General features: G+C 68.1%; 18 protein-coding genes. 4 read left to right on the plus strand and 14 right to left on the minus strand.

The annotated features are described in order from the left end of the window. Window positions 1-31: 31 nt before the first annotated feature. The 10 genes from ASE22_RS06225 to ASE22_RS26700 all read right to left on the minus strand — a co-directional run bounded on the left by ASE22_RS06225 (window position 32) and on the right by ASE22_RS26700 (window position 10,696). On the minus strand, window positions 32-1,291 hold the full coding sequence (locus ASE22_RS06225) for a 3-methyl-2-oxobutanoate dehydrogenase (2-methylpropanoyl-transferring) subunit alpha (protein WP_056356428.1): 1,260 nt from the start codon (window positions 1,289-1,291) through the stop codon (window positions 32-34). Window positions 1,292-1,537: 246 nt separating this feature from the next. Next, window positions 1,538-2,956, minus strand: a complete 1,419-nt coding sequence (locus ASE22_RS06230) for a sensor histidine kinase (protein WP_056356430.1) — start codon at window positions 2,954-2,956, stop codon at window positions 1,538-1,540. Continuing rightward, the gene (locus ASE22_RS06235) at window positions 2,953-3,660 is read right to left on the minus strand and encodes a response regulator (protein WP_056356432.1); all 708 of its coding nucleotides are present in this window, start codon (window positions 3,658-3,660) and stop codon (window positions 2,953-2,955) included. The genes ASE22_RS06230 and ASE22_RS06235 overlap by 4 nt, the downstream gene beginning before the upstream one ends. After that, entirely contained in the window at window positions 3,657-4,331 is a 675-nt protein-coding gene (locus ASE22_RS06240) for a hypothetical protein (RefSeq protein WP_056356434.1), read from the minus strand. The genes ASE22_RS06235 and ASE22_RS06240 overlap by 4 nt, the downstream gene beginning before the upstream one ends. Continuing rightward, window positions 4,328-5,536, minus strand: coding sequence for an ABC transporter permease (locus ASE22_RS06245; RefSeq protein ID WP_056356436.1), 1,209 nt, complete (start codon window positions 5,534-5,536; stop codon window positions 4,328-4,330). The genes ASE22_RS06240 and ASE22_RS06245 overlap by 4 nt, the downstream gene beginning before the upstream one ends. Window positions 5,537-5,620: 84 nt before the next feature. Further along, window positions 5,621-6,349: an ABC transporter ATP-binding protein gene (locus ASE22_RS06250; RefSeq protein WP_056356489.1), complete on the minus strand. Its 729-nt coding sequence runs from the start codon at window positions 6,347-6,349 to the stop codon at window positions 5,621-5,623. Next, window positions 6,339-7,736, minus strand: a complete 1,398-nt coding sequence (locus tag ASE22_RS06255; RefSeq protein WP_056356438.1) for an efflux RND transporter periplasmic adaptor subunit — start codon at window positions 7,734-7,736, stop codon at window positions 6,339-6,341. The genes ASE22_RS06250 and ASE22_RS06255 overlap by 11 nt, the downstream gene beginning before the upstream one ends. Continuing rightward, complete coding sequence (locus ASE22_RS06260) at window positions 7,733-9,247, minus strand: efflux transporter outer membrane subunit (protein WP_056356440.1); 1,515 nt, start codon at window positions 9,245-9,247, stop codon at window positions 7,733-7,735. Before ASE22_RS06260 ends, ASE22_RS06255 begins: the two co-directional genes overlap by 4 nt. A gap of 242 nt (window positions 9,248-9,489) precedes the next feature. Beyond that, entirely contained in the window at window positions 9,490-10,332 is an 843-nt protein-coding gene (locus ASE22_RS27905) for an OmpA family protein (protein WP_056356442.1), read from the minus strand. 22 nt (window positions 10,333-10,354) lie between these two features. After that, window positions 10,355-10,696, minus strand: coding sequence for a DUF4398 domain-containing protein (locus ASE22_RS26700; protein WP_056356444.1), 342 nt, complete (start codon window positions 10,694-10,696; stop codon window positions 10,355-10,357). Between the two features lie 270 nt (window positions 10,697-10,966). On the opposite strand from ASE22_RS26700, the gene ASE22_RS06275 reads away from it, so the two are divergent. Then, complete coding sequence (locus ASE22_RS06275) at window positions 10,967-11,812, plus strand: retroviral-like aspartic protease family protein (RefSeq protein ID WP_235538121.1); 846 nt, start codon at window positions 10,967-10,969, stop codon at window positions 11,810-11,812. Between the two features lie 77 nt (window positions 11,813-11,889). Beyond that, a complete protein-coding gene (locus ASE22_RS06280) occupies window positions 11,890-12,441 on the plus strand; it encodes a peroxiredoxin (RefSeq protein WP_056356447.1) in 552 nt (183 codons plus the stop codon). A gap of 9 nt (window positions 12,442-12,450) precedes the next feature. Here ASE22_RS06280 and ASE22_RS06285 read toward each other — a convergent pair whose 3' ends face one another. The 4 genes from ASE22_RS06285 to ASE22_RS06300 form a co-directional block, all read right to left on the minus strand. Further along, window positions 12,451-13,266, minus strand: a complete 816-nt coding sequence (locus ASE22_RS06285; protein ID WP_056356449.1) for a DUF72 domain-containing protein — start codon at window positions 13,264-13,266, stop codon at window positions 12,451-12,453. Then, entirely contained in the window at window positions 13,266-13,616 is a 351-nt protein-coding gene (locus ASE22_RS06290; protein ID WP_056356451.1) for a GFA family protein, read from the minus strand. The genes ASE22_RS06285 and ASE22_RS06290 overlap by 1 nt, the downstream gene beginning before the upstream one ends. Before the next feature lie 10 nt (window positions 13,617-13,626). Next, entirely contained in the window at window positions 13,627-13,983 is a 357-nt protein-coding gene (locus tag ASE22_RS06295) for a DUF1428 domain-containing protein (protein WP_235536261.1), read from the minus strand. A gap of 72 nt (window positions 13,984-14,055) precedes the next feature. After that, window positions 14,056-14,952, minus strand: coding sequence for a LysR family transcriptional regulator (locus ASE22_RS06300; protein WP_056356452.1), 897 nt, complete (start codon window positions 14,950-14,952; stop codon window positions 14,056-14,058). A gap of 90 nt (window positions 14,953-15,042) precedes the next feature. On the opposite strand from ASE22_RS06300, the gene ASE22_RS06305 reads away from it, so the two are divergent. Then, the gene (locus ASE22_RS06305; protein ID WP_056356454.1) at window positions 15,043-16,206 is read left to right on the plus strand and encodes an isovaleryl-CoA dehydrogenase; all 1,164 of its coding nucleotides are present in this window, start codon (window positions 15,043-15,045) and stop codon (window positions 16,204-16,206) included. A gap of 118 nt (window positions 16,207-16,324) precedes the next feature. Beyond that, window positions 16,325-17,926 (plus strand): carboxyl transferase domain-containing protein, encoded by a 1,602-nt coding sequence (locus ASE22_RS06310; protein ID WP_056356456.1) that lies wholly within the window; start codon window positions 16,325-16,327, stop codon window positions 17,924-17,926. Window positions 17,927-18,086 lie beyond the last annotated feature (160 nt).

Raw genomic sequence — 18,086 nt, forward strand, 5'->3', positions numbered from 1 at the left:
GGGATGACGCGGCCGAGGGGCGAAATGCAGCTCATATCCCAGCCGCCTTGCGTTCGTCGTGCATCTGCGCAGACTGTTCCTTGAGGTGCCAGGGCATCTCCTCGAACACGTCCTCGAACATCGAGTCGAAGGATTGCTTGAGGCCGTCCTGGAGGATGCCGTTCTTCTCCGCCTCGCGCTGCGCCGCCTTGACGTGCTCCGCCACCTCCAGGTCCATCGCCGCGTGGCGCTCCTCGTCCCAGATGCCCAGGGCGATGACATGCTTCTTGAGCCGCGCGATCGGATCGCCGAGCGGCCATTTGGTGCCTTCCTCGGCCGAGCGATATTTGGTCGGATCGTCCGAGGTCGAATGACCCTCGGCGCGATAGGTGAAATGCTCGATCAGGGTCGGCCCGTGGTTGTTGCGTGCGCGGTCGGCGGCCCACTGGGTCGCGGCGTAGACCGCCAGCGCGTCGTTGCCGTCGACCCTGAGGCCGGCGATGCCATAGCCGATCGCGCGCGCCGCGAAGGTCGTCGCCTCCGCGCCGGCGAAACCCGAGAAGGACGATATCGCCCATTGGTTGTTGATGACGTTGAGGATGACCGGCGCACGGTAGACCGCGGCGAAGGTCAGCGCCGAATGGAAGTCGCCCTCCGCCGTCGATCCCTCGCCGCACCAGGCCGCCGCGATCCGCGTGTCGCCGCGCGCGGCGCTGGCCATCGCCCAGCCGACCGCCTGCGGATATTGGGTGGTGAGGTTGCCCGAGATCGAAAAGAAATTGGCCTGCCGCACCGAATACATGATCGGCATCTGCCGGCCCTTCAGCCGGTCGGCGCGGTTCGAATAGATCTGGTTGATCATGTCGACCACCGGCCAGTCGCGCGCGATCAGCAGGCCCTGCTGGCGATAGCTCGGGAAGCACATGTCGTCATAGTCGAGCGCATGGGCGGCGGCGACCGAGGTCGCCTCCTCGCCGGTGCACTTCATGTAGAAGCTGGTCTTGCCCTGGCGCTGCGCCCGGTAGAGCCGCTCGTCGAAGGCACGGGTCAGCGCCATGCTCCGCAGCATCTTCAGCAGCGTCTCCGGCGCCAGCCGCGGATCCCACGGACCCTGCGCCCTGCCCTCGTCGTCGAGGACGCGCACCATGGCATAGACCATGTCGCGGATTTCGGGGGGCTGGGCATCGATCTCCGGTCGGCGCACCGCGCCGGCGGCGGGCATGTCGAAATCGGCGAAGTCCACGCTGTCGCCCGGCCGGAAGGCCGGTTCGGGAACGTGAAGCGACAGGGGCGGCAGGTTACGGCCCGTCATGCGCAGCTCATCCTCATACCTTTTCGGTCAGTATTGCTGACCCATATGGCGCCTATAGCCCCTTGGAATAATATTACAACAGCCAAGCAATAAAATTACAAGAGCCGGTCCGCGGGCCCGGAGTTCCTCGGATGCCAACGTTGCGGAAAGGGTTTTTATCCACCGCCCCTCTTACCGTCATTCTTGCAAAAGCGGGAATCCGAGGCGGTTGCAGGGCGTTCGCGGAAACGCCGAGGGGGGAGGAGCTTAGCTCCGGATCGGCAGGCGGCAGATCGCCTCGAGCCCGCCGCCCGGTCGATTCGCGAGGACAAGGCTGCCGCCATGTTCCTGCGCGATGGCGCGGGCGATGCTGAGGCCGAGACCGATGCCGCCCGTCGCCCGGTTGCGCGACGGCTCGCCGCGCTCGAACGGCTGGAACATCGCCTCGAGCGATCTTTCCGGAAGACCCGGCCCGCGGTCGGCGATCCTGATCTCGACCTCGCCGCCGACACGGACCACGTCGATCTCCACGCCGCCGCCATAGACGACGCCGTTGTCGACAAGGTTCTGGAAGAGGCGTTCCAGCGCCATCGGATCGCCGGCCACCTCGGCGGCTTCGATCCTGCCGAGCACCACCGGCCGCCCGATCTCGCGCTCATCGGCGGCCAGGCCCTCGATCAGCGCATCGATCGCGACCGGTGCGACGACGGTCACGCTGCCGGTGTCGCGGACGAACGAGATGGTGGCGGCGATCATCGCACGCATCTGCTCGATATCGCCCTGTACCTTCTCGCGCATCTCGTCGGGGGCGCCCTCGATGCGAAAGGCGATCCGGGCGAGCGGGGTGCGCAGGTCGTGGGCGATCGCCCCGATCATGTTCGTGCGTTCGGCCAGATAGGCCGACAGGCGCTGCTGCATGCTGTTGAGCGCATGGGCGGTGACGCGCAGCTCGGTCGGCCCCTCCTCGACGATCAGCGGCGCCTTCGGATTGGCCCCCATCTGGTCGGCGGCGTCGGCAATGCGGCGGATGGGCTTGGCGAGCGCGCGCGCGAAAAACCAGGCGAAGGGGATGACGGCGAGCAGGCTGAGCCCGAACAGCATCAATACCCGTCGCTGCCACGAGGCCAGCCAGGCGCGCGGCGGCGTCCGCACGACCCGCCATCCGCCGTCGGTACGCAGCCCGGCGACGACGGTGTCGAAGAACAGCGGCTCGCCGCGACGAACGATCACGCGGCGATCGCCGTGCCGGCCGAACGGCATGTTGCTGCGCTGGTCGGGTTCGAAGAACAGCCGGACATCCTCGATCGGAACGCCGATCCGGTCGGCGAGGCGCGCGGTGAAGACGTCCGAACTCACCATGTCTGGATCGGGCAAGGGGGCGGTGGGCCGCTGCACCACGCCGAGCCGCCGCTCGCGATCGTCCGGGTCGGGTCCAGGCGCCGGGACGATCGGCACGGCGCCGGCGCGATCGCGCGGGATAGTCATGACGCGCCAGTGACGCCCACGCGGCATCTTGCGACCCGACAGCGCCTCGGCGATATCGGACAGGCTGTTGAAGTCGGGACGCGGCGGCGGCGACCAGGCGAACAGCGCGACGGTGACGACGAACACCACCGCGACGCTGGCAAGCAGGAGCAGCAGCGTCTGCGAGAAGATCGACAGGCCCTTGCCGCGCGCGCGTTTCACTCGCCCTCGACCTTCAGGGTGAACATATAGCCTTCGTTGCGGATCGTCCGGATCGGATCGTCGGGCCCGAGCTTCTTGCGCAGCCGGCTGATCGTCACGTCGATGGCGCGGTCGAACACGTCGCTGTCGATCCCCTTGCCCGCCTCGATCAACTGGTCGCGGCTGAGCACGCGCTGCGGCCGGTCGAGGAAGGCGGCGAGCACGCGGAACTCCGCATCGGTCAGCGGGGCCGCGGGCGCATCGAGCCGCCGCAGCTCGCGCTGGACGATGTCGAGCGTCCAGGCCCCGAAGCGACGGACGGCTCCCGCCGGCCCGGCTGCGGTCGCCTCGTCCCCCCGCCGCCGCAATACCGCGCGGATCCGGGCGAGCAGTTCGCGCGGGTTGCACGGCTTGGGCAGGTAATCGTCGGCGCCGACTTCCAGCCCGATGATCCGGTCGGTATCCCCGCCCATCGCCGACAGCATGATGACGGCGGGGCCACCGGGCTTGCGAACCCGGCGCAGGATCGACAGTCCGTCCTCCCCCGGCATCATCAGGTCGAGCACGACCAGGTCGGGCCGCTCGGCGGCGATCCGGGCGTCCATCTCGACGCCGTCGGCGGCGCTCTCGACGCGCAGGCCGTTGGCGCGCAGGAAATCGGCGATCAGGGTGCGCAGGTCGGCATCGTCGTCGACGACCAAAATGAGGGGGTTGCCGCCGCTCATCGCCGCTTCTCCTTCGCCCGGTCCTTGATCCGCTGGAGGCAGGCCGCGTTGGCGAGGATCCGGGCCGGCGTCTTCGGAAGCTGGTCGAAGCGCAGCGCCTTGGTCTGCTGCGGATCAAGATCGGCGAAGCGATCGGCCGCCGCCGCGCGGAACTCCTGGGTCGTGACCGCGCGATTGAGGTCGCGGTCGGCCGCCGCCACCGGATTGGGGATGTTGAGGAAGCCATAGCGGCCCGCCCCGATCGTCCCGTCGACCCCCGCCGGCAGCTCCGCCCGCTTGCCGCCGCGCCGGCGGTCGGGCTTGCCGGCGTCGTCCGCGCTCCGTTCGGGGCGCCGCTGATAGAGCCTTATCTCCGGCGCTACATCCTGCTCATAGGCGCCCACCTCGTCGGGCAGCAGCTCGCCGCTTCCGTCCTTGTCGAGGGTCGCGAAGAAGCGGTCGCCGTCGAGCATCAGCTCACCCACCGTCAGCGTACCGTCCCTGTTGCGGTCGGCCTGGTCGAACCAGCGCCGGACGGGATCGTCGCCATCCCCCTTCGGCCGGAAGGGCTCGCCCATCGGCGAGATGAACAGTACCGGCTTCACCGGCTCCGGACAGGCGGGCAGCGGCGTATCGTGCCTGGCGAGCGCCGGAGAGGCCAGCAGGAGGACGAGAAGGAGGGCGTGCTTCATTCGTGCCGCAGCGCCTCGATCGGGTTGAGCGACGCCGCGCGGCGCGCCGGGAAGTAGCCGAACACCACGCCGATCAGCGCCGAAAATACGAAGGCGACGAGGTTGATCTGCGGGTCGAAGATGAAGGGCACCTGGAGCACCGGCGCGAGGATCAGCGTCGAGATGAGCGCCAGGAGCAGGCCGAGCAGACCGCCCAGGCAGGCGAGCGTCACCGCCTCGACCAGGAATTGCAGCAGCACCTCGCGCGCGACCGCGCCGATGGCCAGGCGGATGCCGATCTCGCGGGTCCGCTCGGTCACCGAGACGAGCATGATGTTCATGATGCCGATGCCGCCGACGAGCAGGCTGACCGCCGCGACCGCGCCGAGCAGCGAGGTCAGGATCTGGGTCGTTCCAGAGAGCGTGTCCGAGATCTGCTTGGTGTCGAAGATGTTGAAGTCGTCCTCGGCCTCGTCGGTCAGGTGGCGGCGCTCGCGCAGCAGGTCGCGCAGCGACGCCTGCACCCGCTGGCTGTCATAGGCGTCGTCGACCGACACCATGATGGTGCGCACGTCGCGATTGCCGGTCATCCGCCGCTGCACCGCCTTGTAGGGCATCAGCACGATATCGTCCTGGTCGTTGCCGAAGCCGCCCTGCCCCTTGGGCGCCAGCGTCCCGATGATCTCGCAGGAGATATTCTTGATGCGAAAGCGCTGGCCGACCGGGTCGGTACCCCGGAACAGCCGGCTGCGGACGGTGTTGCCGATGATGCAGACCGCCTTGCCGGCCTGTTCCTCGGCGGGCGAGAACATGCGGCCGCCGGTGAAGGTCCAGGGCTGGGCGATGAAATATTCGCGGTTGGTACCGTTGACCGTCGTCGACCAGTTGGCCGCGTTGAAGACGGCGGTGCCGGTCGACTGGACCAGCGGCGCCACCGCTGTGACGCCAACGATCTGGGTGCGGATCGCATCGAGATCCTCGATCTTGAAGTCGGGCGGCTGCGGCCCGCCGCCGCCGCGCCCGAAGCCCTGGCCGGGACGGACCTGCAGGACGTTGGCGCCGAGCGCGGAGATCGATTGCTTGACCGCAGCGGTGGCGCCCTGGCCCAGGGTCACCATCGTCACCACCGCCCAGACGCCGATGACGATGCCCAGGATGGTGAGGAAGGACCGCAGCAGGTGCCGCCGGATCTCGCGCACCGCGAGGAGGAAGGTGGTGCCGTACATATCAGCGTCTCCCGCCGGCGATTCCCCGACCCTCTCCCGCGAAGGCGGCAGACGGCTTCAGGTTCGCGAGGAGGATATCCGCCATCACGCCTTCACCCCCGGACCATCGGTCACCTCGGTCCGCTCGACCAGGCCGTCACGGAAATGGATGATGGTGTGGGCATAGGCGGCCATGTCGGGCTCGTGCGTCACCATCAGCACGGTGATCCCGCTGTTGCGGTTGAGGTCGGTCAGCAATTCCATGATTTCGATCGACCGCTCGCTGTCGAGATTGCCGGTCGGCTCGTCGGCGAGCAGCACGTCGGGATGGGTGACGATCGCGCGGGCGATCGCGACCCGCTGCTGCTGGCCCCCCGACAGCTCGGCGGGACTATGGTCCCACCAGTCGGCGAGGCCGACCTTGTCGAGCGCCGCCATCGCCGCCGCGCGCCGGGCGGCCTTCTCCTCGCCGCGATAGACCAGCGGCAGCTCGACATTCTCGAGCGCGGAGGTCCGTGCCAGCAGGTTGAACCCCTGGAAGACGAAGCCGAGATAACGGCGGCGGAGCAGCGCGCGCTGGTCGCGCTCCAGCGTCTCGACATGATGGCCGTGGAACAGGAACTGCCCTTCGGTCGGCACGTCGAGGCAACCCAGGATGTTCATCGTCGTCGACTTGCCCGATCCCGACGGCCCCATCACCGCGACGAAATCGCCGCGCGCGATGTCGAGGTCGACGCCCTTGAGCGCGGCGAAGGCGGTCGGTCCCTCGCCGAACACCTTGGTCACGCCGCGCAGCGAGATCAGCGCGTCGCCGGTCTGCGGATCATTGGCCATTGCGCCGCTGTCCGCTTGCGCCCTGGCCGCCGCCAGCGCCGCCACCGCCGCCGCCGGCGGCATATTGGCCGATCACGACCTGCGTGCCTTCGGTCAGCTTGCCGCCGATCACCTCGGCCTGGCTGCCGTTACTCTCGCCGACGGTGATCTCGACCGGCTGGGGCTGGCCGCCCGATCCCGCCACCATATAGACGGTCTGCTTGCTGCCCCGCCCGATCACCGTCTCGCGCTCGCCGCTGCCGCCCCGGCGCCGCATCGGACGCGGTGCAAGCACGCTGGTCAGCCCGCCGCTGGCCGCGGCCTGGCGATCGGGGGTGAAGCGCAGCGCGGCCGCGGGCACGAGCAGCACATTCTTCTTCTCGGTGGTGACGATGTCGGCGGTCGCGGTCATGCCCGGGCGGAGCAGCCCATCGCCGTTGGAGACGGTCAGCCGCGCGGTATAGGCGACGACGCCGCTCGTGGTCGCCGTCGCCGTGGTCGACGATGAACTCGACGAACCGGTGCCGGTCGCGTTGGCGCCGACGTCGACCCGCTCGATCGTCGCCGGAAAGGTGCGACCGGGGAAGGCATCGACCACGAAGGTCGCGCGCTGGCCCTTCCTGACCTGTCCGACATCGGCTTCGTCCACCTTCACCTCGAGCCGCATCTGGCCGAGGTCCTCGGCGATGGTGAACAGCACCGGGGCGTTGAACGAGGCCGCGACGGTCTGCCCCGGCTCGATCGAGCGCGACAGCACCTGGCCGTTGACCGGCGAACGGATGAACGCCTTGGACAAGGCGGTCTGGGCGGAGGAAAGCGTGGCCTGTGCCTGGTCTACCGCGGCCCTGGCCGTCGAAACGCCGGCCGCCGCGCGGGCCACATCGCCCCGCGCGACGTCCAGTTCGGTGGCCGACGGCACCTTGCCGCCCGATAGTCGCCAGACCTGTTCCTGTCGTCGCAGGGTCGCCCGCGCCTGCAGGGCCGTGGCCTCGGCCTGCTCGACCCCGGCCTGGGCCGATGCCAGCCCGGCCTGCGCCTGGTTGACGGTATCCTGCAACCGGGACGTGTCGAGCTTGGCGAGAAGCTGTCCCTTCTTCACCCGGTCGTTGTTATCGACATAGACGTCGAGGATGATGCCCGACTGTTCGGAGCCGACCTCGACCTGGTTGGTCGGAGCGAGATTGCCCGTCGCCGAGACGATCACGGTCAGGTCGCCGCGCTCGACCGGGCGGGTCGCATAGGCCGCCTTGTCGTCGCCGCCGAAGATCAGCCGCCAGAGGATGATCAGCACCACGACGATGGCGAGGCCGACGCCGATCCGGCGGAACAGCACCGCGCGCGGCGATGTCGGTTCGACGCCGAGGAATTCGTCCAGATCCTGCTGGGGCTGCTTGTCGGGATCGGTCATCGGTTTCTCGTTTCGGCAGGGGCGGACTTTTGCCCGCCTTCATAGGGTCCAGGGGCCGGGATCGGCGCCATTTGCCAGCCGCCCCCCAGCGCCTTGTAGAGCTGGATCGTCGCGCTCGCCCGGGCGGCACGCGCCGCCGCGGCCGAATCCTGGCTGGTCAGGCGGCTGCGCTGACTGTCGAGCAGCGACTGGAAGTCGACGAGGCCCGACCGGTATTGCAGTTCGGCATAGCGCGCCGAATTGTTCGCGGCCTCATAGCTGACCGCCAGATCGGCCTCGCGCCGCTCGGCGACCTCGCGGCTTTTCAACGCGTTCTCCACCTCCTCCAGCGCGGTCAGCACCGACTGGCGATAGGCGTCGTAGGCGGCGTCGGTAGCGGCCCGCTGGCCGAGGATGGCGGCGCGGATCTGCCCGCCTTCGAAGATCGGCGCGGTGATGCCCGCAACGAGGTTGCCGATGCCGTCGCTGATCACGTTGCCGATCGAGGTCGACGAGCCGGTGAAGGCGCCGGACAGGCGCAGCGCGGGATAGAGCTGCGCGGTCTGCACGCCGATCCGCGCACTTTCGGCGGCGAGGGCGCGTTCGGCGCTGGCGATGTCGGGGCGGCGCTCGATCACCTGCGCCGGGATCGGCGCGTCGACGCCGGGCGCCAGTGGAATCGAGGCGGGCTGGTCGATCAGGGCGGTGATCGCCCCGGGGGCCTCGCCCAGCAGCACGGCGACGCGGTTGACCGCGGTCGCATAGTCGTTCTCGATCGTCGGGATCGACGCGGCGGTCTGGGCGCGCAGCTGGCGCGCCCGCTCATAGTCGAGGCTGGAGACCAGGCCGGCCTGCCGCCGCCAGCCGACGAGTTCGAAGGTCTCGTCCTGCGCGGCCAGATTTTCGCGCGCGATCCGCAGGCGGATCTGGGCGAGCCGCGCCTGGACATAGTTGAGCCCGACCTCGGAGGCGATGCTGGCCTGGGTGAAACGCAGGTCGGCCTCGCGCGCCTCGGCGGTGGCGCGGGCGGCCTGGACCGAGCGGCGGATGCCCCCGAACAGATCGGCTTCCCAGGCGACGTCGAAGCCGCCGCGATAGATGGTGGTGTCGCCGCCGCTGCTGAGCGTCTGCCCCGTCGAGGGATCGATGATCGTGCGGCTGTCGGCGCCGACGCTGCGCGTGACCGAGGCGCTGGTGCCGACGCTCGGCAGCGCCTGGCCCTGGGTGCCGCGCAGCGTGGCTCGCGCCTGGCGGAGCCGGGCGGCGGCGGCGCTGACGTCGAGATTGCCGGTGAAGGCGCGGTCGATCAGCTGGGTGAGGATCGGATCCTCGAAGCTGTCCCACCAGCGAGCGAGATCGACCATGTCCTGTTCGGCGGCGATGGTCGACGAAGATTGGAACTGGTCGGGGATCTTGAGATCCGACACCGATGGCGGCCGATAATCCGGCCCTGCGTTGCACGCCGACAGCAACAGCAGCCCCAGCCCGAACAGGGGGCGCGACAGGTAGGCAGGGCGACCGTCAAGCTTCATTCCGATCCTCTTAGCCACCCTTCATGTCGGAGGATTTCACCGCTGAAACGCGGATGTCGCATTGCACATAATCCCCGTTGTTGTCCGACCGCAACAAGCGACGCGGCGAGAGCCGGGAATCTCGCCATGGATGTCGGGGGACAGGCGCCTTCACGCAAAAAATCCCGCTCGCGCGGGACTGGAACGGGATGGGAAGGTGCCGGGACCGCCGCGGCAAGGGCGGTCCCGGTCTGGTCGATATGTCAGTTCAGCGCCGCGAAGGACGAAGCCTGCTGCCCGACCAGCGTCACTTCGACGCGGCGATTCTGCTGGCGCCCCGCAGCATTCATATTGTCGGCCACCGGCTGCGCCTCGCCATGGCCGACCGCGGTGATCCGCTCGGGCCCGACGCCCATCCCGGCCAGCGCGGTCCGCACCGCCTGCGCGCGCGCCTCGGACAATTGCTGGTTGTAGCTGTCCGAACCCTGCGAGTCGGTATGGCCGTCGATGCGGACCTTCACGTCGGCATTGGCCTGCAGATATTGCGCGAGCGGCTGCAGGCGCTGCGCGGCGCCGGGCTTCAGATCGGCCTTGCCGGTCTCGAACACGACATCCTGGAGGACGAGCGTGGCGCCGAGCTGGGTCTGGCGCAGCTGATATTCGCGCATCTCGCTCTTCAGCCGGGCCGCTTCGGCCTGGGCCGCAGCCGCAGAGGCCTGCGCGTTGGCGGCGGTCGCCTGGGCATCGGCCAGCTTGGCATTCGTGCGCGACGTCGCCTCGGCCTTGGCCTGCTCGACATCCTTCTTCAGCATCGCGACCTTGGCGCGGGTGCGCGCGGTCTCGATCAGCGCGTCGATCTCGCCGGCGACGGCTTCGGCCTGGCCGGCCTTGTCGTTGTCGAGCTTCTTGTCGAGCTTCGCGATCCGCTCCGAAGCGCGATCCAGATAGACCGCGCCATATTCGGCGACGCCGGGTTCGGCACGCGCGACGGCGATCTTCTCGCGATACTGGTCGGTGACCAGCTTGTCGGTCTTGTCGGCAAGCGCCGGGGTGGCAAGGCCGGCCAGCGCGGTGGCGCCGGCAAAGGTCAGCATGAACTTGTTCATCTCTTCTCTCCTGCTCGCCCGATCAGTTCGCCGCGACCTTCGAGCGCTCGGTCTCGAGCGCGCGCATCTCGGCGGTGGCGGTCGCGAGGTCGGCCAGCGCCTCGGCCTCGCGGGCCAGGGCCAGCGCGTGGCGATCCTCATCCTTGCGGAACTGGACGTTCGCCTCTTCCAGCGTGGTCCGACTGCGGTTGAGCACGTCGCCGGCATTGCCGCCGACACCGGCCTTCTCCGCCGAATCGAGCTTCGCCTTGGCGGCTGCGATGGCAACGCGGGCGTCATCCTCATCCCCGGCCAGGGCGGCGCTCGGCGCAGCCAGGGCCGATAGTCCCGCCGCGGCGAGACCGATCAGAAGCATCCTCTTCATTGTACACTACTCCGCATTTTGAACTCAGCCGCTACAACCGGGAGATATCGTTTCGGTTCCCGCGAACACCCCGACCGATCATTGTGAAAACTCCCGAAAAGGCTTATCCTGCGGGCCTTGTGGGAGAGGTCGATGGAAAGGATGTTTCCTGTAATCAAGGGCTTGGCCGCGCTGGGCGTCGCCGGCCTGATGGCTGTGGCCGGGGCCGCCGCCCCGACTCCCGCTCCGAATGATTCTTCATCGCCCGAAATGATCCAGGGCGGCCGCGACATGAACAAGCGGCTGACCGTCCCGGTGACGATCGACGGCGGCGGCACCTATCAGTTCGTCGTCGACACCGGTGCCGAGCGCACCGTGCTGTCGCGCGAGCTGGCCGAGCGGCTGACCCTCGCCCCCGCCCAGCCCGTCACCTTGCTCAGCATCGCCGGACAGGATCAGGTCGCCACCGCGATCGTCCCGGGCCTGCGCCTCACATCGAGCCGTAGCCGGATGGCTTCGTTCGAGGCGCCGCTGCTGTCCGAATTTCACCTGGGCGCGGTCGGCATGCTCGGCATCGACAGCCTCCAGACCAAGCGGGTCGTGCTCGATTTCCGTGCGATGCGCATGTCGATCAGCGAGGCGCCGCGATCGACCCGGGTCGAAACCGACGAGATCGTCGTGACGGCGCGCCGCCGGCTCGGCCAGCTGATCCTGGTCGACGCCGAGGCCGAGGGACAGAAGGTCAACGTCATCATCGACACCGGGTCGGCGGTGTCGATCGGCAACCCGGCGCTGCGCCAGAGGCTCGAGCGGCGCGGAAAGCTCGGACCGATCGTGCCGATCAGCATCACCAGCGTGACCGGCGGCCAGACCCTGGCCGACTATAGCTCCGCCCAGGAGATCCGGATCGGCACCGTGACCCTGAAGGACATGCCGGTCGCCTTTGCCGACGCGGAGATATTCCACCGGCTCGGGCTCGACGGAAAGCCGGCCCTGCTGCTGGGCATGGATGCGCTGCGCCTGTTCGACCGGGTGTCGATCGACTTCGCCAACCGCACCGTACGCTTCCTGATGCCGGGCGACGCCTGGCAGGCGCCGCCGCCCCAGCTCGCCGGGATGGTGCCCCACCGTGGCTGATCGGGCCGGACGGCAAGGGATCGCTGGACGCGGCCGCCGGGAAGGCTAGTCTGCGGCTTTCCGATGGAGAATCTCCCATGCGTCGCCTGTTGTCCGCCCTCGGCCTTATCGCCGCCCTCGCCATGCCCGCCGCCGCCCCCGCCGCGCTGAAGACGGGGGCCAAGGCGCCACTGTTCGACACGCGGGCGTCGCTCGGCGGCAAGGATTTCGATTTCTCGCTGGCCAAGGCGCTCAAGAAGGGTCCGGTGGTGCTGTATTTCTTCCCCGCCGCCTTCACCAAGGGCTGCACGGTCGAGGCGCGCGAGTTCGCCGAGGCGACCGACGACTTCGCGAAGCTGGGTGCGACCGTCGTCGGCATGGCGGCCGACCCGATCGAAAAGCTCAACCAGTTCTCGGTCCAGGAATGCCGCAACAAATTCGCGGTCGGCGTCGCCACCCCGGCGATGATCAAGGGCTATGACGTCGCGCTGGAAGCCGGCCTCATTCCCAACGTCACCGGGCGCACCAACCGCACTTCCTATGTGATCGCGCCGAACGGCAAGGTCGTCTTCGTCCATTCGGAAATGGGCGTCGCGGGCCATGTCAACGGCACGATGGAGGCGGTCAAGTCGCTCAAGGCCAAGCGCTGACCCCCTTCGCTAGGCGTCCTGCACCTTCGCGATCAGCGCCTGGGCGGCCGCCGGATTCCGCTCCTTCGCGCCGGCGATGAAGAACAGGAAGACGTCCCGCGCCTTTGCGCCGTCCGTCGCGGGCGCCGCATAGGCCAGCCCTTCCGGCGCCTTGCCGGCCGCCCATGCCCGCGCGATGCCGGCCCAGCGATCCAGCTCTGCCGCGTCGTAGCCGGTCGGCTCGTCGGCGCGGCTCTGCTGCAGCCGGGCGTAGACGAAGGGCGCGGTGAGGTCGGCGATCATCGGATATTCGGCATGGTCGGCGAACACGACCGCGCAGCCGCGGTCGCGGGCCAGTTCGACGAACTCGGCGCAGACGAAGCTCTCGTGGCGCGGTTCGATCGCGTGGCGCAGCCTCACCCCTTCCTGTTCCGCGGGCAGCAGGTCGAGGAAGCGCGCGAAATCGTCGCGCTCGAACCTCTTCGTTCCCATGAACTGCCACAGGATGGGCCCAAGCTTCGGGCCCAGTTCGGCGATGCCCTGGCCGAGGAATTTGGCGATCGAGTCCGCACCGTCGGCCAGCACCTTGCGGTTGGTGCAGAAGCGTGAGGCCTTGGCGGTGAAGACGAACCCCTCGGGCACCGCCGCCGCCCATTTCTGCCACGTCTCGCGCTTCTGGGTGCCGTAATAGGTGCCGTTGATCTCGATCGCGGTGAGGTGCTGGCCGGCATAGTCGAGCTCGCGGGCATGGGGCAGGCCCTTGGGGTAGAAATTGTCGCGCCACGGCTCGTAGGTCCAGCCGCCGACACCGGTATAGATGCATCCGCTCGACGTCGATCCCGCCATCAGAAGCTCGCCCCGTCGACCTTCTGGATCTCCAGCGCATCGGGATCGATGCTCTCGACGCAGCGCAGGTTGACCGCCGCCATCGCGCTGCCGTCGGGCATCTTGCCCATCGCGAAGGGCTGGGTGCCGCAGGTCGAGCAGAAGCGATGCTCGATGGCATGCTTGTGGAAAAAATAGCTCGTCAGCTCGTCCTCGCCCCGTTCCAGCCGGAACTGCGCGGCGGGGAAAAAGGCAAGAAGGAAGCCCTTGCGCCGGCAGTGCGAGCAATTGCACGCCATCGCCTGGCCGGGCGGATCGGCATCGACCGTATAGGCGACCTTGCCGCAGTGACAGCTTCCTTCGAACGCCATTGTCCGCTCCTCAATTCTCGACGATGACCTTGAAGCCGCCATAGATCATGCGCTTCCCGTCGAAGGGCATGTTCTCCATGTCGGACTTCATGCGCGGGTCTTCCATAACCTTCTTCATGATCGCATCGCGCGCTTCCCGCGTTTCGTAGGTGATCCAGGAAAAGATCACGACCTCGTCGTCCTTCAGCTGCACCGCGCGCGGAAAGCTCGTCAGCTCGCCGACCGGCACATCGTCGCCGACCGCCTCGACATAGGACAGCGCACCGAATTCCATCCACACGTCGCGCGCCTTTTCGGCCAGCGCCTTATAGGCGTCGAGCTTGTCCTTCGACACCGCCACGATGAATCCGTCGACATAAGGCATCATCGGTCTCCTTCGTATCTTTCCGGCAGGCATAGCGCACCACCCGGTACAAGGACGCAATCGATCGCCGCGATCCTACACGGGGTGGCGCACGAATCCATCGGCTGAGCGGTTTTCGACCAGCTCGGCCAGCAGGCGGATAGCCGGCCGTTCGGCCAGCCCTGCTGCCGCCTGGGGGGCGAACAGCAGTCCGATCTCGCGGGTAAACGGAAAATCGGCGAGCCGCGGGCGGACGACGCCGGGCGCGCGGAAGCTGTCGGGCATCACCGTGACCCCCAGCCCGGCACGCACCAGCCGCAGCGCGCGATCGTCGCTGGTGACGCGGGCGGGAAAGAAGGGACGGACGCCGCGCGCGGTGAAGTAGCGGCTGGTGTCGGACAGCAGCTCGCAATGCCGCCGGACGATCATCGGCTCGCCCCCCAGTTCCGCGCCGTCGATCAGCTCGCGCCCCGCGAGCGCATGCGTCGCCGACATCGCCAGCGCATAACCCTCGGTGAACAGCGGCTCGGCCGGGAAGCGGCTATCGGCCCGCAGAATGGTGAGCGCGACGTCGAGCCCGCCCCGCGCCAGCCGCTCGGTCAGTTCGCGCTCGCGTCCCTCGATGAACTCGACCCGTTCGCCGCCCCCCGCCCCGTGCAAGCGGCCGACATAATCCTCGATCCACGGTGCCGGGATCGAGCCGAGGATGCCGAGTCGCACGGTGGCCGGCGCCGCTTCCTCCTGCACCGCCCGCTCCGCCGCCGCGAACTCGGCCTCGATCCGGCGCGCATGCCCGGCGAGGCGGACCGCAGCCGCGGTCAGTTCGACCCGCCGGTTGGAGCGGATGAACAAGGGCCGGCCGAGCAGCGTTTCCAGCTTGGCGATTCCGGCGGACAGGGTCGGCTGCGAGACGTTGCACGACACCGCCGCCTTGGAGAAATTGCCCTGGTCGATCACCGCGAGAAAGTAGCGGAGGAGATAGCGATCTATCATAGATACGGTCTATGATGTTCCCACATCTCTTTCAATTTTTCTTATGAACCACGGTGAATTATCAGGGCAGCGGCGTTCTGGAGAGGCAATATGGCAGAATTCGATTTCGCACTGGGCGAGATGGCGGATGCGATCCGCGACACGACGGCACGCTATGCGGCCGACCGTATCGCCCCGCTCGCCGCCAAGATCGACGCGGACGATTGGTTCCCGCGCGAGATCTGGCCCGAAATGGGCGCGCTCGGCCTGCACGGCATCACCGTCGCCGAAGAGGATGGCGGCCTGGGCCTCGGCTATCTCGAACATGTCGTGGCACAGGAAGAAATCGCCCGCGCCTCGGCCTCGATCGGGCTCAGCTACGGCGCCCATTCGAACCTGTGCGTCAACCAGATCCGCCGCTGGGCCACCGCCGAGCAAAAGGCGCGCTATCTCCCCAAGCTGATCTCGGGCGAGCATGTCGGCAGCCTGGCGATGTCCGAAGCGGGCGCCGGGTCCGACGTCGTCTCGATGAAGCTGAAGGCCGAGAAGAAGGGCGATCGCTACGTCCTCAACGGCACGAAGTTCTGGATCACCAACGCGACCTATGCCGACACGCTGGTCGTCTATGCCAAGACCGGCGGCAATGACGACAAGGCGTCGCGCGCCATCACCACCTTCATCATCGAAAAGGGCTTCAAGGGTTTCTCGATCGGGCAGAAGATCGACAAGGTCGGCATGCGCGGCTCGCCGACCGCCGAGCTGGTGTTCGAGGACTGCGAGGTTCCCGAGGAGAATGTGATGGGCCCGACCGGCGGCGGCGTCGGCGTGCTGATGTCGGGGCTCGACTATGAGCGCACCGTCCTCGCCGGCATCCAGCTCGGCATCATGCAGGCCTGCCTCGACACCGTCCTACCCTATGTGCGCGAGCGCAAGCAGTTCGGCCAGCCGATCGGCGCCTTCCAGCTGATGCAGGCCAAGGTTGCCGACATGTACGTCGCGCTCAACTCTGCGCGCGCCTATGTCTATGCGGTGGCGCGGAACTGCGACGCGGGCCGCACCACTCGCTTCGACGCGGCGGGCGCGATCCTGCTCGCCAGCGAGAATGCGGTGAAGGTCGCCAACGAAGCGGTCCAGGCGCTGGGCGGCGCGGGCTATACGAAGGACTGGCCGGTCGAACGCTATATGCGCGACGCCAAGCTGCTCGACATCGGCGCCGGCACCAACGAGATCCGTCGCATGCTGATCGGCCGGGAAGTTATCGGGGCGGGCTCGTGAGCGCCCGCCGGAACCCCGCCCTTGTCCGTCACCCCAGCGAAGGCTGGGGTCTCAAAAGGCAAGGTCCCTCCATCACCTCCCGAGATGCCAGCCTCCGCGGGCATGACGGCCTTGCGCTATGACCCGCCTCTCCTCGCTCGCCGACCCCGCATCCGAAGGCTTCGCCGCCAACGCCGCGCATAACCGCGCCTTGGCGGAGGACCTGCGCGACCGGGTCGCCACCGCCGCGCTCGGCGGATCGGAGGCGCATCGCGAACGCCATGTCGCGCGCGGCAAGCTGCTGCCGCGCGACCGGGTCCACCGCCTGCTCGATCCGGGCTCGCCCTTCCTCGAGGTCGGCCAGCTCGCCGCCAACAACATGTACGACAGGGACGGCGGCCCGCCCGGCGCCGGGGTGATCTGCGGGATCGGCAGCGTCCGGGGCCGCCACTGCATGATCGTCGCCAACGATCCGACGGTGAAGGGCGGCGCCTATTTCCCGATGACGGTGAAGAAGCATCTTCGCGCGCAGGAGATCGCCCGCGAGAATCGGCTGCCGTGCATCTATCTGGTCGATTCGGGCGGTGCCAACCTGCCCCACCAGGCCGAGGTCTTCCCCGATCGCGACCATTTCGGCCGGATCTTCTTCAACCAGGCGCAGATGTCAGCCGAGGGCATTCCCCAGATCGCCTGCGTGATGGGCAGCTGCACGGCGGGCGGCGCCTATGTGCCGGCTATGTCCGACGAGACGGTGATCGTCCGCAACCAGGGCACGATCTTCCTCGCCGGCCCGCCGCTGGTGAAGGCCGCGACCGGCGAAGTCATCACCGCCGAGGATCTCGGCGGCGGCGACCTCCATGCCCGCAAGTCTGGCGTCGTCGACCATCTCGCCGAGAATGACGAGCATGCGCTGCTGATCGTCCGCGATATCGTCGCCACCCTCCAGCCGCCTGCGCCCGCCGCCGTCAACCGCGCCGATCCGCGTGCGCCCGCCTTCGACCCGGCCGAACTCTACGGCATCGTGCCGCAGGACGTCCGCGCGCCCTATGACGTGCACGAGGTGATCGCACGGATCGTCGACGGGTCCGAACTGCACGAGTTCAAGCCGCTCTACGGCACCACCCTGGTGTGCGGCTTCGCCCATATCTGGGGCCAGCCGGTCGCGATCCTCGCCAATAACGGCGTGCTCTTTTCCGAAAGCGCGCTGAAGGGCGCGCATTTCATCGAGCTGGCCTGCCAGCGCCGGGTGCCGCTGCTGTTCCTCCAGAACATCTCGGGCTTCATGGTCGGCGGCAAATACGAGGCCGAGGGCATCGCCAAGAACGGCGCCAAGCTGGTGACGGCGGTCGCCACCGCCAGCGTGCCCAAGATCACCGTGCTGATCGGCGGCAGCTTCGGCGCGGGCAATTACGGGATGTGCGGGCGCGCCTATCAGCCGCGCTTCCTGTTCACCTGGCCCAATGCGCGGATCAGCGTGATGGGCGGCGAGCAGGCGGCGTCGGTGCTGGCGACCGTCCACCGCGACGCCGAAAAGTGGAGCCCCGAGGAAGCCGAGGCGTTCAAGGCGCCGATCCGCCAGAAATACGAGGATGAGGGCAATCCCTATTACGCCACCGCGCGGATGTGGGACGACGGGATCATCGACCCCGCCCAGACCCGCGACGTCCTGGGCCTCGCCCTTACCGCCACGCTGAACGCCCCGATTCCCGATCGCGCGCAGTTCGGCCTGTTCCGGATGTGAAGGGGATGGGCTTCGCTATCGAGGGTTCGAATCCCGCCGCCTCCTCCCCATCCGTCACCCCAGCGCAAGCTGGGGTCTCAGGAGGCGAAGTCGGCACCCCATCTCCTGAGATGCCAGCCTCCGCTGGCATGACGCCCTTTGGAACGCGCAACGGAGACCC

It is taken from the genome of Sphingomonas sp. Root720 (genome assembly GCF_001428605.1).
GTDB lineage: Bacteria > Pseudomonadota > Alphaproteobacteria > Sphingomonadales > Sphingomonadaceae > Rhizorhabdus.

Excerpts from the sequence above, each read along its gene's own strand:
- ASE22_RS06255 (WP_056356438.1), bottom strand. The coding sequence starts at position 7,736 with ATGACCGATCCCGACAAGCAGCCCCAGCAGGATCTGGACGAATTCCTC.
- ASE22_RS06305 (WP_056356454.1), top strand. The coding sequence starts at position 15,043 with ATGGCAGAATTCGATTTCGCACTGGGCGAGATGGCGGATGCGATCCGC.
- ASE22_RS06285 (WP_056356449.1), bottom strand. The coding sequence starts at position 13,266 with ATGGCGGGATCGACGTCGAGCGGATGCATCTATACCGGTGTCGGCGGC.
- ASE22_RS06235 (WP_056356432.1), bottom strand. The coding sequence starts at position 3,660 with ATGAGCGGCGGCAACCCCCTCATTTTGGTCGTCGACGACGATGCCGAC.
- ASE22_RS06290 (WP_056356451.1), bottom strand. The coding sequence starts at position 13,616 with ATGGCGTTCGAAGGAAGCTGTCACTGCGGCAAGGTCGCCTATACGGTC.
- ASE22_RS27905 (WP_056356442.1), bottom strand. The coding sequence starts at position 10,332 with ATGAACAAGTTCATGCTGACCTTTGCCGGCGCCACCGCGCTGGCCGGC.
- ASE22_RS06260 (WP_056356440.1), bottom strand. The coding sequence starts at position 9,247 with ATGAAGCTTGACGGTCGCCCTGCCTACCTGTCGCGCCCCCTGTTCGGG.
- ASE22_RS06250 (WP_056356489.1), bottom strand. The coding sequence starts at position 6,349 with ATGGCCAATGATCCGCAGACCGGCGACGCGCTGATCTCGCTGCGCGGC.
- ASE22_RS06280 (WP_056356447.1), top strand. The coding sequence starts at position 11,890 with ATGCGTCGCCTGTTGTCCGCCCTCGGCCTTATCGCCGCCCTCGCCATG.
- ASE22_RS06245 (WP_056356436.1), bottom strand. The coding sequence starts at position 5,536 with ATGTACGGCACCACCTTCCTCCTCGCGGTGCGCGAGATCCGGCGGCAC.
- ASE22_RS26700 (WP_056356444.1), bottom strand. The coding sequence starts at position 10,696 with ATGAAGAGGATGCTTCTGATCGGTCTCGCCGCGGCGGGACTATCGGCC.
- ASE22_RS06275 (WP_235538121.1), top strand. The coding sequence starts at position 10,967 with ATGAACAAGCGGCTGACCGTCCCGGTGACGATCGACGGCGGCGGCACC.
- ASE22_RS06295 (WP_235536261.1), bottom strand. The coding sequence starts at position 13,983 with ATGATGCCTTATGTCGACGGATTCATCGTGGCGGTGTCGAAGGACAAG.
- ASE22_RS06240 (WP_056356434.1), bottom strand. The coding sequence starts at position 4,331 with ATGAAGCACGCCCTCCTTCTCGTCCTCCTGCTGGCCTCTCCGGCGCTC.
- ASE22_RS06225 (WP_056356428.1), bottom strand. The coding sequence starts at position 1,291 with ATGACGGGCCGTAACCTGCCGCCCCTGTCGCTTCACGTTCCCGAACCG.
- ASE22_RS06300 (WP_056356452.1), bottom strand. The coding sequence starts at position 14,952 with ATGATAGATCGCTATCTCCTCCGCTACTTTCTCGCGGTGATCGACCAG.
- ASE22_RS06310 (WP_056356456.1), top strand. The coding sequence starts at position 16,325 with ATGACCCGCCTCTCCTCGCTCGCCGACCCCGCATCCGAAGGCTTCGCC.